We start from the raw sequence: 17,209 nt of genomic DNA, 5'->3' as shown, positions 1-17,209 counted from the left end.
ATGTAATGACTAAAGTTATCTATACCGCTCTTTTTTTATTAGTAGTAATATTGTCCGAAGCCCAAGAATTTCAAGGGAAAGCTGAGTATTTTTGGAAAAGAATTCCCAAGAAAAAGACAGAAAAAGTCAAAACCGATCCCAAAGAACCTGTTGATCCTGAGTTTGAAAAAGTGGTAAAGGAAGCTGTAAAGAAAGCTTCAGAAAAGCAATATACTCTCACTTTCAATAAAACCGAATGTTTGTATGAAGAAGAAAAAGCTTTAGAAAAACCGTCTAACAATACTGAAGACTTTTCGGTTTCCATTTCCTACGGTACTACCGGTAACAAATACTTAAACCTCAAAGAACAAACCAGTGTAGTAGAAGACAATGTGTTCGATAAAGAATTTTTAATTGTGGAACCCTTGGTAAAACCGGATTGGAAATTAATCGATGAAACCAAGAAAATAGGGGATTACAATTGTTTTAAAGCCGAATTAGTGATTCCGGTTAGCGAAAAACAAAAGCAAGACTACGAAGACTTTTTAAAAAGAGACGCCCAAAAACCGGCGCTTTTTAAAATGGCCAAACCCGAAGATAAAATAGTAACCGTTTGGTACACTCCTGAAATTCCTGTTAGTTTCGGTCCCGATAATTATTGGGGTTTGCCGGGTTTAATCTTAGAGGTTAATGATGGCTTCGGCATTTTCTTATGCACCAAAGTGACACTGAGCACAAAAGAAAAATTCAAAATCAAAGTGCCTAACAAAGGGGAAAAAGTGTCCCAAAAGAAATTTGACGAAATCCGAAAGAAAAAAGAAGACAGTATGAAAGATGAAGACGGCGTTATTTACTTTCAACACTAATCAATCGATCCAACTCAACCAATGAAAAAATCTATACTATTCGTTTTTCTTTTTACTACTGTATTTTCATTTGCCCAAACCGTTCGCTATGAAGGCATCGTTCAAGACAATGCCAAGGCACCTTTAGAAATGGCCAATGTGATGGCAATGAACCAAGCAACCAAAGCCATGGACGCTTACGCTATTACCAATGACAAAGGCAAGTTTTTGCTCAATCTTAAACCCAATACAACGTACACCATCAAGTTCAGTTATTTGGGCATGCAGAATAAAGAAGTAGTGGTCACTACCCAAGCGGAAAACATCACCCAAAACATCACGATGGACAGCGGCGGAATCGAGTTAGACGGTGTAGAAATAGTACGGGAAATGCCCGTTTCCATCAAAGGCGACACCATAGTGTACAATGCCGATTCCTTTAAAACCGGTACCGAACGAAAACTGGAAGATGTCTTAAAAAAACTACCGGGCGTTGAAGTAGATGCCGATGGTCAGGTAAAAGTAGAAGGAAAATCGGTAACCAAGTTAATGGTAGAAGGCAAAGACTTTTTTGACGGCGATACCAAATTGGGCGTTAAAAACATTCCTGCCGATGCAATTGACAAAGTCCAAGTCTTGCGCAACTACAACGAGAATTCCATCATGAAAGGCGTGGAAAACAACCAAGACAACCTCGCCATGAACATCAAACTGAAAGACGGTAAGAAGAACTTCTGGTTTGGCGACATGACCGCCGGTATAGGCGTTGGACACGATGACAACCGATATGTAGTAGCGCCGAAAGCATTTTATTACAGTCCGAAATACAGCATCAACATTATGGGGAACAGCAATAATGTCGGGCAGCAAGCCTTTACTATACAGGATTATTTCCGCTTCAGTGGCGGTTTCCGAAACATCATGGGCAAAGGCGGCGGCAGTATTAATGTGGGTAGTAATTCCTTAGGCATTAGCTTTTTCCAAGACAATCGCGTTAAAGAAATCGAATCGCATTTCGGCGCTACCAATTTTTCATACAACCCATCGAAAAGCTGGAGTTTAAGTGGATTTGTCATCGCTACTTCTACTTTAGTTGATACCGAAACGGCTTCTACTGTTAATATTTTACAACCTAATTCGACCGATGTTTCTTCGGCTGAAGTCAGAGACGATGCCGGCAGTCAGAAAAACAATTTGGGATTGTTCAAGTTCAGCGCGACTTACAAACCCAATGCTAATTTTCAATTGGATTACGATATTTTAAACCGAATTTCCGCCCAAAGAGAAAACAACGAACTCAATCGTCAAGTGTCGAATTTCTTAACCGGAACCAATACCAACGAAAGTATTTTTACTTCCAAAAAACAAGATCCGGTCAACATCAATCAGAATTTGAGTTTTTATTACACGCCAACAGAAAAGCATATTTTTGCTTTTGAAACCCAACATTTGTACCAAAACGAAGATCCGTTGTACAATGCCAATTTGCAGTTCCAGCCGTTTGATTTTACAGGCTACAACACGACACAAAACCGCAACGATATAACCCAAAGTCGCTTCATCAAAACCAACAAACTCGACAGTCGTTTGGACTATTATTATGTACTAACGCCTAAAACCAATCTGAATTTTACCTTAGCGAACTCCTATGTTTACCAAAGTTTAACGTCTTCCATCGACCAACGTTTAGACAACGGAACCGTTAACGAATTAAACGCACCCGAAAACAACAACGAGGTCAGCTACCGTTACAACGATACCTATTTAGGGTTTCATTTCAAATGGTTGACCGGTAAATTTACCTTTACGCCAGGCTTGACTTTACACCGATTTAATCTAACCAATACCCAATTAGGCACCGATGTCAATCAGGAACTGTTTCGTTTGTTGCCCGATTTTCAAATGATTTACCAAATCAAAAAATCGGAAACGCTAACGTATAACTTCGGCATCACCAACAACTTTACCAATATTAATAACTATGCGGTAGGTACTATTTTCAATAGCTACAGCAGTTTGTTTTCCGGAAACCGCGATTTGGAAAACTCGGTAGTCCAAAGCCATACGTTGTCTTACCAAAAATTCAATATGTTTAATTTTGAAAACTTTGGGGGCTATATCAATTACACCAGAACTACCGAAGCCATCAAAACGCGAGCCTTGTTCGAAGGTGTAAACCAAATCGGTTCGCCGTTCAATTCGCCTTTCGGAGAGGAAGTTTTGTCCGCGAATGCACGCTATGGGCGCTCGTTTTTAAAATATTATAAAGCCAATGTAAGTGCTACAGTCAATTGGAGTAAATTTTACAACATCCAAGTAAACCCTATTAATGCGGTCGAAAATGTAGTTGATACCGAGAGTTTTACCCAAAACTACTTTTTAAGTGCGTCAACCAATTTCAAAAAATTGCCTAATATTGAATTGGGCTATTCGTATACGCTGAACGAGTATCCCAACGATACCTTTTACACCGATAGTCCGTCTGTAAAACTGGATTACTTTTTCCTGAAAAGTTTCTCTTTTGTGAGTGAGTATGAGTTTTTTCATTACTATAACAAAGCCAAAACAGTAGACCAGGAATACGACTTTCTTTCAGCCAGTTTGACGTATCAAAAAACCAAAGACAGCCACTGGGAATACAAAGTAGCGGCAACCAATATTTTGAATACCACTTCGATCAACGACGACAATTTCTCGCAGTTTTCTACCCGTAATTCGCAATACCGCGTACAGCCGAGATACATTATCTTTAGTATGAAGTATAATTTGTAGGAGCTGATTCCCGCTGTCCGCTGTATCTTTTGTTTTGTCCTTCGACTCCCGAAGCCTCGGGACAGGATGACAAAACAAAAGGATGCCGCTTCCATCGGGGCTAGTTCTTCTTTTGTCTTGAAACAAAAGAAGCAAAAATTCAAGGCGTTGCATCTTCGGCGGTCAATCCTCATTTTAAATCCGAAAATAAAAGAACTCGCTTCGCTCAAACACCTTTTATTTTTACGGATTTTTCAATGGATTGACACTCGCCTGCCAGATGCTAAAGCCAAAAGAAAAGCCCGCAATTGCGGGCTTTGTTATATCATTTCCGAAATAATAATTAAATTCCGAAAGCCGCTTTTACTTTGTCTACGAAATCTAATTTCTCCCAAGTAAATAATTCTACAGTTACCGTTTTGTCTTCACCATTTGGTGATTTAAACGTTTTAGTTACCGTTTCAGGAGTTCTTCCCATATGACCGTAAGCCGCAGTTTCACTGTAAATAGGGTTTCTCAATTTCAAACGTTGCTCAATAAAGTACGGACGCATATCGAAGATGGTTTCTACTACTTTGCTGATTTCACCGTCAGTCATGTTTACTTTGGCAGTGCCGTAAGTATTCACGTTGATTGATGTTGGTTTAGCCACACCAATCGCGTACGATACTTGTACCAAAATCTCATCACACAAACCGGCAGCCACCAAGTTTTTAGCAATATGACGGGTAGCATAAGCTGCTGAACGGTCTACTTTAGATGGGTCTTTTCCTGAGAATGCACCACCACCGTGAGCACCTTTTCCACCGTAAGTATCCACAATAATTTTTCTTCCGGTTAAACCGGTATCACCGTGTGGTCCGCCAATAACGAATTTTCCGGTTGGGTTGATGTGATACGTAATATCGTCGTTAAACAAATGAGCGTATTGTGGGTATTTGGCTTTTACTCTCGGAATCAAAATCGAAATCAAATCGCTTTTAATTTTGGCCAACATCGTAGCTTCATCCGCAAAATCATCGTGTTGCGTAGAAATTACGATTGCGTCAATACGAACCGGTTTGTTGTCGTCAGAATACTCTAAAGTAACTTGCGATTTAGCGTCCGGACGCAAATAAGTGATTTCGTTGTTTTCTCTGCGAATAGCTGCCAATTCAAGCAACAAAGCGTGAGATAAATCCAAAGCCAAAGGCATGTAATTGTCGGTTTCGTTAGTCGCATAACCAAACATCATTCCTTGGTCACCTGCTCCTTGCTCTTCTTTGCTGGCGCGGTCAACACCTTGGTTAATATCGGCTGATTGCTCGTGAATCGCAGATAAAACACCACAAGAATTGGCCTCAAACATGTACTCACTTTTGGTGTAACCAATTTTGCGAATTACTTCTCTGGCAATCGATTGTACATCCAAGTACGTATTCGATTTTACTTCTCCTGCCAAGATTACCTGACCGGTAGTTACCAAAGTTTCACAAGCTACTTTCGACTCGGCATCAAAAGCTAAAAAGTTGTCAATTAACGCATCACTGATTTGGTCAGCTACCTTATCCGGATGTCCTTCACTAACGGATTCCGACGTAAATAAATAAGCCATAACTATGTTTTAGTTTAATATTAAATGTTGCGAAAAAAGAGGGGATTGCCGTAAAAGCTAAAGGAGAGTTTCTGCTTTAGCATTTTTTAACGAGGTTGCAATCAGTTCAAATTTTTCCTCTCAATTTTCGGTTGCAAATGTATAAAGACTAATTCGAAAACAAAAAACTATTTGGCTTTTTTTATTTTTTTTGTGATTTTTCAAAAAATCTAAATACGTAGTATTTAAATATATATCACCCAATTTCAAATGTTAAATTTTTAAATTCCGTTTGGTCAAGTCAAAAAACATTCAGAAGTTTGCTCCATACAAAAACAACAAAAATGAACTTTACAATTTGTCATATGTGTCGCATGATGTGGAAAACTCCGCAGAGGACGCTTATGGCATAATTTTAAATTTTAAAATATAACCATCAAACCTCTGCTCAACCGCAGAGGTTTTTTTATTTAAAAAAAAATTGTCACCCTGAGCGCAGTCGAAGGGGCAACCCAAACCAAAAAAGCAAAATGAAAACAACCATTCAAAATACCATGATTCGCCGTCGTATGATGCACATGACAATGTGTTGTTGCATTCGTGTACCCCATTACCAAAAGCGAAAGACGTAATCGAAGTTTATATTTATACTCCTGAAAAGTCCTTTTGGTAAGCCATCCGAAAGGACTTTTTTTATTTAATCCAAATTTGTCACCCTGAGCGCAGTCGAAGGGCTTTTAAAAATAAAATTTTAAAATAATCTAAATATCTAAAAATCATGAGCACACAAAAATTCGCCACCAACGCCTTACATGCAGGCCACGACGTTACCAAAAATGCAGGAACCAGAGCGGTGCCTATTTACCAAACAACGTCTTATGTATTCAACAACACCGACCACGCCGCCAATCTGTTCGGTTTGGCCGAAGCCGGATTCATTTACACCCGTTTGAACAATCCTACGAACGACATCTTAGAACAACGCTTAGCCGCACTCGAAGGCGGAATCGGAGCTGTAGTTACGGCCTCAGGAACTTCAGCCATCGCTACAACCTTGCTGGTATTACTCAAAGCCGGAGATCACATTGTGGCTTCCAACAGCTTGTATGGCGGAACGTACAATTTGTTGAGCGTAACCTTGCCGAGGCTAGGCATCACAACCACTTTCGTCGATCCGTCAAATCCGGAAAACTTCACTAAAGCGGCCCAAGAAAACACCAGAGCTTTCTTTGCCGAAAGCTTAGGGAATCCCAAACTGGACGTACTCGATTTGAAGGTCATTTCGGCAGCAGCCAAAGCTTTCAAAGTGCCTTTTATCGTTGATAATACCGTTGCAACGCCTTATCTGTTAAACCCGATTCAACACGGTGCTGACATCGTCATTCACTCGCTCACCAAATACATTACCGGCAACGGAACTTCTTTAGGAGGTGTAATCATCGATGCCGGAAACTTCGATTGGAGTAATGGTAAATTTCCCGAATTCACCGAACCATCTGCCGGTTATCATGGATTGAAATACTACGAAGCTTTGGGTGCCGCGTCATTCATCGCCAAAGTAAGAATCGAAGGCTTACGCGATTTCGGAGCGGCCTTATCACCGTTCAATGCTTTTCAAACCATACAAGGTCTTGAAACGTTGGAAGTCCGCATCAAAAAACACAGTGAAAATGCCTTAGCCTTAGCCCAGTGGTTGGAAGCGCAAGAGGAAGTCGAATGGGTGAATTATCCGGGATTAGCTACTTCTAAATACAAAGCATTAGCCGAAGAATATTTACCGGAAGGCCAAAGCGGCATCGTAACCTTCGGATTGAAAGGCGGTTTCGAAGCGGCGAAAAAAGTGGCTGATGAAACCAAATTGTTCTCACTCTTAGCCAATATCGGCGACACCAAATCACTGATCATTCACCCGGCCAGTACGACTCACCAACAATTATCAGACGCTGAACAAGAAGCGACAGGGGTAACCAAAGATTTAATCCGTTTGTCGGTTGGTTTGGAAAATATCGAGGATTTGAAAGCCGACCTAAAAGCCGCATTCGTCCTGGTAAAAACTCCGCAACAGGTCATTTAAAATACTAAAGAAAAGATATAGGTTTTGTTTGTTTGTTTGTTAAGACTGTCTTCAAAGTTTAGGTTGAAGGCAGTCTTTTAAAAAAGCTAAAAAAATGAAAAAGTTAGAAAAAATAGATTTGTTTAATGTGGTATTGGAAAGCGGAAAGCAGCGTCCTTATGTTCCGTTGTTTTACCAAACTTTCGGACAACCCATCGGTTCCGCTCCGATAGTAGTGGTCAATCATGCGCTTACCGGAAATTCTAATGTTACGGGAGAAAACGGCTGGTGGAACGAGTTAATCGGCGAAACCAAAACCATCGATACAGATTATTTTACGGTTATCGCTTTCAACATTCCGGGTAACGGTTACGACAATAATTTCGGGAACCTGATTTCCAATTATAAAGATTTTACCATTCGCGATGTCGCCCGAATTTTTTGGGAAGGCTTACTGTATTTGAATATCACCGATGTTTTTGCCGTAATCGGCGGTAGTTTAGGTGGTGCAGTAGCCTGGGAAATGGCAGCGCTTTTGCCTAACCGAATTCAAAACCTAATCCCCATTGCCACTGATTGGAAAGCAACAGATTGGGTGATAGCCAACGTATTAATCCAAGACCAAATCCTTAACAATTCCGATGATCCGATTGCCGATGCGCGCTTACACGCCATGTTGTTGTACCGAACACCGCAATCCATTAACCAACGTTTTCAAAGAAGCAAGTTTCTTGATTCTTCAGTGTTTCAAATCGAAAATTGGTTGGCCAATCACGGCATCAAACTCAAAAACCGCTTTCGCTTGTCGGCTTACAAATTGATGAACCATTTGCTCAAAACAAACGACATTACTCGCAACCGAGGTGATTTTTCTACTATTGTCAAAACCATTAAAGCCTCTATTCATATTGTGGCCGTAAACACGGATTACTTTTTTATTCCCGAGGAAAACAAGGCCACTTTCGAACTGGCTAAAGCCGTAAAAGAGAATGTGTCTTACCACGAAATTACATCCATCCATGGACACGACGCTTTTTTAATCGAATACCAACAATTAGCCCAAATTTTAGAGCCTATTTTTAATCCACAAAAACAACAAAACTATGTCAGCGCTTAGAATCAATATAGTCCTTTTCGGTATCGGCAATGTCGGTAGTACGCTTATCAATCAGGTTATCGAGAGTCAAAAATTCTTCCTCGAAAAAAGAAACATCGATTTGCGCTTTCCCATCATCACTAATTCGACCTTGGCTTTTTTTGAAAAAGAAGGATTGAGAAATCAATGGGAAGCCAACTTCGCCCAGTCGGCTATTCCGTTCCGCATCGAAGATATTATCGAATATGTACAAGAACAACAACTGGAAAACCTGATTGCCGTTGACGCCACAGCCAGTGAGGAAATCATCAAAAATTATATACCGCTGATCCAAAACGGGTTTAACATTGTTGCGGCCAACAAGAAAGCCAACACCTTGCACACCGATTTCTACAAAGAGCTGAGAAGAAACCTCAAAAAATTCGACAAAACCTTTTTGTATGAAACCAATGTAGGTGCCGGATTACCGGTTGTTCAAACTATCAACGATTTACACTTTTCCGGAGAAGAAATCACCAAAATCAGAGGCGTTTTCTCAGGCTCATTGAGTTACATCTTTAACCGATTTTCTGCCGAAGAATTGCCATTTTCTAAAATTTTATCCCAAGCCGAAAAAATCGGATTGACCGAATCCGATTCCCGTGAAGATTTATCCGGCAACGATGTGGCCCGAAAATTACTCATCCTCGCACGCGAAATTGAACAGGAATTGGAATTCGCCGACATCAACATCGAATCCCTTTTGCTCCCGAATCTCAATCAAAAAAACACCAAAGCCGAATACGCTGTCAACAAGCAGTTGTTTGACAAACCGTTTCAAATTGCCAAAATTACCCAAGCTGATAACCACGTGCTTCGGTATGTAGGCGAATTGGAGGTAAAGACCAAACAACTCCAAGTCAAACTCGTTTCGGTACCTAAAAGTTCTCCGCTCGGTCAACTCCAAGGCGCTGATAACCTCATTGAAATTTACACTAAATCGTATGGAGACATCCCAATCGTCATTCAAGGCGCCGGCGCCGGGAAACAAGTTACGGCGCGTGGTGTTTTGACCGATATTCTTAAAGTAGCTGAGAAAATCAAAATTCAGGAAGCTATTTGGCTTTCCTGAAAAAGTAATGTTCCGAATTTAAAACAAATTATAAATACATTATGAAGCTGGAATATATCGCTTTAGCCATTCCTTTTTTTGTCTTTTTTATGTTGTTGGAATACTATATCAGTCAAAAAAGAAACAAAAAAATCCACCAGTTTAACGAAAGTATAGCCAATATCAACGTTGGAATTGTTGAACGAATTACCGATTTGCTGACTACCGGTTCGTTCTTTTTTGCATTCACTTGGTTACACCAAAATTGGGCTATTTTTACTATTGAGAGCAACTGGTTGACTTGGATTTTGTTATTTCTGGCAACCGATTTGGTTTGGTATTGGTACCATCGCTTCGGTCACGAAATCAACTTGTTTTGGGCGGCTCATATCGTGCACCACCAAAGTGACGACTTCAACTATACAGCCGCGGCTCGAATCACAGTAATTCAGGCATTTGCTCGAGGCTTGTTTTGGAGTATTTTACCCATAATAGGGTTTCCGGCGGAGATGATTACGGTGTTGTTACTTATTCACGGAACGTATCCTTTTTTTACGCACACTCAACTCGTTGGGAAATTGGGTTGGCTGGAATACATCATTGTGACGCCCTCACATCATCGGGTGCATCATAGTAGCAATCCGGAATATTTAGATAAAAACTATGGTGACATGCTCATCATTTGGGATAAAATTTTCGGAACATTCGCCGAAGAAAAAGCCGAACCGAAATACGGTTTAACCAAATCACTGGGGAGTCACAGTTTTTTATGGCAAAATTTTCACTATTTCCTGGAATTAATGGTGGCTGTTCGTCTGGCGCCAACATTTAAACAAAAAATCAAAGTCATTTTAGGAAGTCCAAATAACCATGACCCGAGAATCAGAACTTTGCTCGAACGCAAACTTTCCCAAAAAGTAACACACATTCAGTATTCAAAACAACTAATCCGAGCCATAAAAGTAAAAACACTGACTACTATAGGCGTACTTTTTATCACTATTCTATTCTCACATTACATTTCAAAACCCAACCTTTGGCTCTTAACGGCATTCATCATTTTTAGTGTAATTATTACCGGTGCAATGCTCGAGCAAAAACGTTGGATATTTCACCTTGAGTTTGTACGATTCAGCATTCTCTGTTTTATTTTTAACGAAACAATTACAACACTCTACACCACAACTTTGATAGTTATAGTATACACTATGGTGTTATTGTTCTACAACAGTATAAATTCAAAATACCAAAAAGTCATATTCGCTAACTAACCACCAACCGCTCTGCCGCAAGACAGAACCCCGAAAACCTACAGCACTACAACGTTGTAGGTTTTTATTTTTTCAAAACCCTTGCAAATGTGAATTCTGTGTCATTACTTTGCACCGTTCATTAACATTATGTTTGTTATCACGAAAGCCGGAGGGAATAGACCCTGTGAAAGCTTAGCAACCCTTTGCCAAAAGAAGGTGCTACATTCTATCTCAATTTGAGAAAAGATAACCCAGAGACATTTCCTCTCTCTTTCCTGATTCTTTTATATGTTTTGACTAGCGACCCGAGCCGAAGGCGAATTGGCGAAGCAATGGCTTGCGCGTTGTTGCAGTCCCTATTCCCGCTTTCTGTCTCGTCCCAAAAGACGATACTGCCAAATGCGAAGCATTCACCGAACACCTATTGAATTAGTGTAAAGTGAGGTAATCGGGGCTAATTAATAAACTCTGTGTATCTCTGGGATGCTCTGTGCATCTCTGTGAAATTTAAAAAATATGTCAAAAATACAAGACGCTATCAAAGAAAGAATCCTCGTCCTCGACGGTGCGATGGGAACCATGTTACAGCGCAACAACTTCTCAGAAGCTGATTTCCGTGGTGAACGCTTTAAGGATTTTCCACATTCGCTAAAAGGCAACAACGATTTGTTGTCGATTACCCAACCCGAAGCGGTAAAACAAGTCCACCGCCTGTATTTTCAAGCCGGCGCCGATATCGTCGAAACCAATACGTTTTCAGGAACCACCATCGGGATGGCCGATTATCATATGGAAGATTTGGTGTATGAACTCAATTTCCAATCGGCAAAAATTGCTCGTGAAGTCGCCGATGAGTTCACCGACAGACCGCGTTTCGTAGCCGGTTCCATCGGACCAACCAACCGTACGGCTTCCATGTCGCCCGATGTAAACGATCCGGGATTCAGAGCGGTCACTTTCGACGATTTGCACATCGCCTACAAACAACAAGTAGAAGCTTTGATTGACGGCGGTTGTGATGTGCTTTTGGTAGAAACCATTTTTGACACGCTCAATGCCAAAGCGGCTTTGTTCGCCATCGAGGAAGTCAAAGAAGAAAGACAGTTAGACATACCCGTAATGGTTTCAGGCACCATTACCGATGCCTCAGGAAGAACTCTTTCAGGGCAAACTGTAGAAGCGTTTCTGATTTCTATTCAGCATATTCCATTGTTGAGTATCGGATTCAATTGTGCTTTGGGTGCCGACCAATTAAAACCGTATTTGAAAAGATTGGCCCAAAATACCTCTTTAAATATTTCAGCACATCCCAATGCCGGTTTGCCCAATGCTTTTGGGCAATACGACCAAACACCGGTCGAAATGCAAGCGTTGATTCGTGAATATTTACAAGATAACTTAGTCAACATCATAGGCGGCTGTTGCGGTACCACTCCGGAACACATCAAAGCCATTGCTGAGGTAGCCGCTCAATTCAAACCCAGAACAATTTTAGAAACGATATAATGGCGGAAGCAACCAAATACTTAAAATTATCCGGTTTAGAACCGTTAATAGTTACACCGGAAAGTAATTTCATCAACGTAGGAGAGCGCACCAATGTTACCGGTTCGCGCAAATTCCTTCGTTTAATCAAAGAAGAAAAATACGAAGAAGCCCTCGATATTGCCCGTGCCCAAGTAGAAGGCGGTGCGCAAATTATCGATGTCAATATGGACGAAGGGATGTTGGATGGGGTTTATGCCATGACGAAATTCCTCAACTTAATTGCCGCCGAGCCCGATATTGCTCGCGTTCCGGTGATGATTGACAGCTCTAAATGGGAAATCATCGAAGCCGGTTTGAAAGTCATCCAAGGAAAAGGCGTCGTGAATTCCATCTCCTTAAAAGAAGGAAAGGAAGCGTTCATCCATCATGCTAAACTCATCAAAAGATACGGTGCGGCAGTCATTGTCATGGCATTTGACGAAGAAGGCCAAGCCGACACCTACCAAAGGCGCATCGATATTTGTAAAAGAAGTTATGATATTTTGGTAAAAGAAGTTCATTTTCCACCCGAAGACATCATTTTCGACCCGAATATTTTCCCGGTAGCCACGGGTATGGAAGAGCACAAGTTAAACGCTTTAGACTTCTTCAAAGCCACGCAATGGATACGCGAAAACCTACCGTTTGCAGGAGTTTCAGGCGGCGTGAGTAATGTGTCGTTTTCGTTTCGCGGAAACGATAAAGTGCGTGAAGCCATGCATTCGGCTTTCTTGTACCACGCCATCAAACACGGCATGACTATGGGTATTGTAAATCCTGAAATGTTGGAGATTTACGACGAAATTGATCCGGTTTTGTTAGAACATGTAGAAGATGTTTTGCTCAACCGAAGAGAAGACGCCACCGAAAGATTGCTGGACTTAGCCGAAAGTTTCAAAGGCGATTTCAAAACCAATGATAAAGCAGTGCAAGAATGGCGCAATGGTTCGGTTCAAGAAAGATTAACCCATTCTTTAGTAAAAGGAATAGACGAGTTTATAGAAATTGATGTTGAAGAAGCCCGTCAATTGGTAGCAAAACCGATTGAAGTCATCGAAAACCACTTGATGAACGGGATGAATGTAGTAGGCGATTTGTTTGGTAGCGGAAAAATGTTCTTGCCGCAAGTGGTAAAATCAGCCCGTGTGATGAAGAAAGCCGTGGCTTACCTTTTGCCTTATATAGAAGCATCGAAAGACGGTAAATCGTCTTCAGCCGGAAAAGTATTGATGGCCACCGTAAAAGGCGATGTACACGATATTGGTAAGAATATTGTTTCCGTAGTATTGGCCTGCAACAACTTTGAAATCATCGATTTAGGGGTAATGGTACCGCCTGAAAAAATCATCGATGCGGCGGTTAAAGAAAATGTCGACATTATAGGTTTGAGCGGATTGATTACACCTTCACTCGATGAAATGGTGTATTTGGCCAAAGAGATGGACAAGCTGAATATCCAAATTCCGATTATGATTGGCGGCGCTACTACATCGCGTGCGCATACAGCGGTAAAAATCGCACCGGAATACCAATCGACTGTAGTACACGTTAACGATGCGTCGCGAGCGGTGACTGTAGCCAGTAATTTGCTGCAAGCCGAAACCAAAGACAGCTACGTGCAAGCAGTGCGTTCCGAATACGACCAATTGCGCGAAGGCTATTTGAGTCGCAGTCGAGATAAAAATTATTTGTCGATTGAAGACGCCCGTAAAAATAAATTACAATTCGATTGGGATAATTTCACTCCGGTAAAACCCAACTTTATCGGAACCAAAACCGTTGAGGTGGCACTGTCTGATTTGGTTGATTTTATCGACTGGACACCATTCTTCCAATCGTGGGAATTGTTTGGAAAATATCCGGCGATTTTGAAAGACGACGTAGTGGGCGAGCAAGCTTCGGCTTTGTTTGCCGATGCACAAACAATGCTGCACCAAATCGTAACCGAGAAATGGTTTACCGCCAAAGGCATCTTAGGGATTTTCCAGGCCAACACCATAAATGATGACGATATAGCACTGACCACGGACAATGGGCAACAGACAACGTTTTTAACCTTACGCCAACAATCCCAAAAAACCGCTGGCGCGCCTAACATTGCCTTAGCCGATTTTATAGTGCCAAAAGATTCAGGCAAGCAAGATTATATAGGCTGTTTTTGTGTGACCACCGGTTTTGGGGTGGATGAAAAAGCCTCCGAATTTGAACAGCAATTGGACGATTACAATTCGATTTTAGTGAAAGCTTTAGGCGACCGTTTGGCCGAAGCCTTTGCCGAATATTTGCACTTAAAAGTCCGCCGTGAAATTTGGGGTTATGCTTCCGATGAAAATTTATCTAATCAAGATTTGATTAACGAGGAATACAAAGGCATTCGACCGGCTCCTGGATATCCGGCCTGTCCGGACCATTTGGAAAAACCTACGATTTGGAAATTATTGCAAGTCGAAGAAGCAATAGGAGTAAAACTAACGGAAAGTATGGCGATGTGGCCGGCAGCCTCGGTTTCGGGCTATTATTTTGCCCATCCGCAGAGCAAGTATTTCGGCCTCGGAAAAATTAAAGAAGACCAAGTGGTAGATTATGCCAAAAGAAGAGGAATAGCAACAGAAGTAGCCACGAAGTGGCTATCACCGAATATAGCAGATTAATTTGGTTACGTGTTACGAGTTTCGGGTTCAAAGTAAACTCGCAACTCGCAACTCGCAACTCGCAACTCGCAATTTTAAAATTATGAAAGTAACCCAACATATCGAAAACGCCAACGGCAAACCTTTATTCTCTTTCGAGATTTTGCCGCCTTTGAAAGGACAAAATATACAGTCGATTTTTGACAGCATAGATCCGTTAATGGAGTTTAATCCGCCGTTTATTGATGTAACCTATCACCGAGAGGAATATGAGTACAAAGAATTGCCGAATGGATTATTGCAAAAGAAAATTGTGAAAAAACGTCCGGGAACGGTTGGGATTTGCGCCGGGATTCAGAACAAATACAATGTAGATGCGATTCCGCATATCTTGTGTGGTGGTTTTACCAAAGAAGATACCGAAAACTTATTGATTGACTTAGATTTCTTGGGGATTGATAATGTAGTAGCGTTAAGAGGGGATGCCTTGAAAACGGAAACCTATTTCCATCCTGAGAAAGAAGGGAATGCTTATGCGAGTGAATTGGTGACGCAAATCAGCAATTTGAACAAAGGGATTTACTTGGATGAAGATTTGAAGAATTCGGCCAAGACGAACTTTTGTATTGGTGTTGCCGGTTATCCGGAGAAGCACATGGAAGCGCCGAGTTTGGACAGTGATATCCATTTCTTGAAGCAAAAAATCAAGAATGGCGCGGATTACATTATTACCCAAATGTTTTTCGACAATAAAAAATTCTTTGATTTTGTAGACAAATGTCGCGCTGCGGGAATTACAGTTCCGATTATTCCGGGTTTGAAGCCGATTGCGACTAAGAAGCAGTTGAACTTGATTCCGCATCGCTTTAGTTTGGAGTTGCCGGATGATTTGATTATGGCCGTGGTGAAAGCCAAGGACAATGATGAAGTCAAACAAATCGGGATTGAATGGTGTGTGGTGCAAAGTAAAGAGTTGGTTGCGGCCGGCATTCCGGTGTTGCATTATTATTCGATGGGGAAAGCTGAGAATATTAAAGCCATTGCCCAAGCTGTTTTTTAATCGGATTTTACAAAAGGCCATTCCCGTTTAGCCCCGATTAAAGTGGAAATCCTTTTGTTTTTTGGACAAGCCCTTTCCCGAAACTTCGGGACGCTCAGGGTAACAAAACAAAAGATTGAAACGAAAAGCGGGAACAAGGCCAACAAAAGTGCCCGAACCATTCGCTTCCAAATTTAAAAATACCGAATGTCCACCGGGCATTCTCCTCTTACTATCAAACCTAAAGATATTCTGCTATATTTGTGCGTTTTAAATTCCAGGATGAGAAAAATTTACCTGCTGTTTTTCCTGTGTTCCTTTGTAGGCTTTGGGCAAAACACGAACGCTTTATCACTCGAAGCTTCCATTTTACGGGGCAATGCTTTACCGCATACCGAAGACATGTACCATTTGGTTAACGGTCATCCGCAAGGTGTGATGCTGTCTTTAGTAAACAGAACCGATGGTTCAAAAGAATGGCACCAAGCTTATAATTTCCCCGATTACGGCGCTTACTTTTTGTATCAGGACTTTAACAGTCAGCCACTCGGACAAAACTATGCCGTTGGAGCGCTTTACAATTTTTACTTTTGGAACCGCCATTTGCAACTCAAACTTTCCCAAGGGATTGCGTTTACTACGAATCCTTATGATAAAGTGGAGAATAGCAAAAACAAGGCTTTCGGGAGCAAGTTTATGGGCAACACCAATATTGGTTTGGCATACGACAACCAAAATTTATTTAAAAATATTGGCTTTCATGCCGGGATTTTGTTCACTCATTATTCTAACGGAAGAATGAAATCGCCCAACAGCGGGATTAATACCTATGTTTTAAATTTAGGTTTGAATTATAATTTTTCAGAAGACTTTGTCCGCAAACCCGATACAACCACAGTTGCCAAATCTTATAAAGAACCGATTCACTATAATTTTGTTTTGCGCACCGGAATTAATGAAAACCCGATCATCAACAGCGGACAATTTCCGTTTTACCACATCGGTTTTTATGCAGATAAACGTCTTAATCGCAAATCGGCTTTGCAGTTGGGAGCAGAGTTGTTTTTGACGAAATCCATTCAGGAATATATCAAATATTATTCGGTGGCCTATCCGGAGGAAAACATCAGCGCGAATACTGATTACAAGCGAATCGGAATTTTTGTTGGTCATGAGTTGCTCATCAATCGCATTTCCTTAGAAGCACAAGTAGGTTATTATGCCTATCAACCTTTTAAAAAAGACATTCCGATTTACGACAGGGTTGGAGTCAAATACTATTTTACCGATAAGCTATTTGGCGGTTTTACCATTAAAACCCATTTGTTCTTGGCGGAAGCTTTGGAATTTGGACTTGGCTACAGATTATAAAA

11 protein-coding genes and 1 riboswitch are annotated in these 17,209 nt (G+C 41.1%); of the genes, 10 read left to right on the top strand and 1 reads right to left on the bottom strand.

Features of this window, described 5'->3' with window-relative positions; translation table 11 throughout:
- Window positions 1-5 precede the first annotated feature (5 nt).
- Together SK086_RS00255 and SK086_RS00250 are read left to right on the top strand one after the other, a co-directional pair.
- A complete protein-coding gene (locus SK086_RS00255) occupies window positions 6-845 on the top strand; it encodes a GLPGLI family protein (protein ID WP_324688820.1) in 840 nt (279 codons plus the stop codon).
- Window positions 846-866: 21 nt separating this feature from the next.
- Window positions 867-3,596 (top strand): carboxypeptidase-like regulatory domain-containing protein, encoded by a 2,730-nt coding sequence (locus tag SK086_RS00250; RefSeq protein WP_324688818.1) that lies wholly within the window; start codon window positions 867-869, stop codon window positions 3,594-3,596.
- A 322-nt stretch (window positions 3,597-3,918) separates the two neighbouring features.
- Here the strand turns inward: SK086_RS00250 and metK are convergent, their stop codons facing one another.
- Window positions 3,919-5,169: a methionine adenosyltransferase gene (metK, locus tag SK086_RS00245; RefSeq protein ID WP_324688816.1), complete on the bottom strand. Its 1,251-nt coding sequence runs from the start codon at window positions 5,167-5,169 to the stop codon at window positions 3,919-3,921.
- Between the two features lie 757 nt (window positions 5,170-5,926).
- On the opposite strand from metK, the gene SK086_RS00240 reads away from it, so the two are divergent.
- The 8 genes from SK086_RS00240 (at window position 5,927) to SK086_RS00205 (ending at window position 17,207) form a co-directional block, all read left to right on the top strand.
- On the top strand, window positions 5,927-7,222 hold the full coding sequence (locus tag SK086_RS00240) for an O-acetylhomoserine aminocarboxypropyltransferase/cysteine synthase family protein (protein ID WP_324688814.1): 1,296 nt from the start codon (window positions 5,927-5,929) through the stop codon (window positions 7,220-7,222).
- Window positions 7,223-7,316: 94 nt separating this feature from the next.
- Complete coding sequence (locus tag SK086_RS00235) at window positions 7,317-8,318, top strand: alpha/beta fold hydrolase (RefSeq protein WP_324688812.1); 1,002 nt, start codon at window positions 7,317-7,319, stop codon at window positions 8,316-8,318.
- The gene (locus SK086_RS00230) at window positions 8,305-9,408 is read left to right on the top strand and encodes a homoserine dehydrogenase family protein (protein ID WP_324688810.1); all 1,104 of its coding nucleotides are present in this window, start codon (window positions 8,305-8,307) and stop codon (window positions 9,406-9,408) included. The genes SK086_RS00235 and SK086_RS00230 overlap by 14 nt, the downstream gene beginning before the upstream one ends.
- A 41-nt stretch (window positions 9,409-9,449) precedes the next feature.
- Window positions 9,450-10,658 (top strand): sterol desaturase family protein, encoded by a 1,209-nt coding sequence (locus SK086_RS00225; protein WP_324688808.1) that lies wholly within the window; start codon window positions 9,450-9,452, stop codon window positions 10,656-10,658.
- A gap of 133 nt (window positions 10,659-10,791) precedes the next feature.
- Window positions 10,792-10,893: riboswitch (SAM riboswitch) on the top strand.
- A 263-nt stretch (window positions 10,894-11,156) separates the two neighbouring features.
- Window positions 11,157-12,146 carry a homocysteine S-methyltransferase family protein gene (locus tag SK086_RS00220; protein ID WP_324688806.1) on the top strand — a complete coding sequence of 330 codons (990 nt, stop codon included), beginning with the start codon at window positions 11,157-11,159 and terminating at the stop codon, window positions 12,144-12,146.
- Window positions 12,146-14,818: a methionine synthase gene (gene metH / locus SK086_RS00215; RefSeq protein WP_324688803.1), complete on the top strand. Its 2,673-nt coding sequence runs from the start codon at window positions 12,146-12,148 to the stop codon at window positions 14,816-14,818. The genes SK086_RS00220 and metH overlap by 1 nt, the downstream gene beginning before the upstream one ends.
- Window positions 14,819-14,900: 82 nt before the next feature.
- The gene (metF, locus tag SK086_RS00210) at window positions 14,901-15,857 is read left to right on the top strand and encodes a methylenetetrahydrofolate reductase [NAD(P)H] (RefSeq protein ID WP_324688801.1); all 957 of its coding nucleotides are present in this window, start codon (window positions 14,901-14,903) and stop codon (window positions 15,855-15,857) included.
- Between the two features lie 261 nt (window positions 15,858-16,118).
- Window positions 16,119-17,207 carry an acyloxyacyl hydrolase gene (locus SK086_RS00205; RefSeq protein WP_324688799.1) on the top strand — a complete coding sequence of 363 codons (1,089 nt, stop codon included), beginning with the start codon at window positions 16,119-16,121 and terminating at the stop codon, window positions 17,205-17,207.
- Window positions 17,208-17,209 lie beyond the last annotated feature (2 nt).

Origin of the sequence: Flavobacterium cheonhonense, from assembly GCF_035671315.1 — a bacterium.
Taxonomy (GTDB): Bacteria; Bacteroidota; Bacteroidia; order Flavobacteriales; family Flavobacteriaceae; genus Flavobacterium; species Flavobacterium cheonhonense.
Note: the sequence above shows the minus strand (reverse complement) of the source record. Positions and strands in the feature narration are given on the sequence as shown.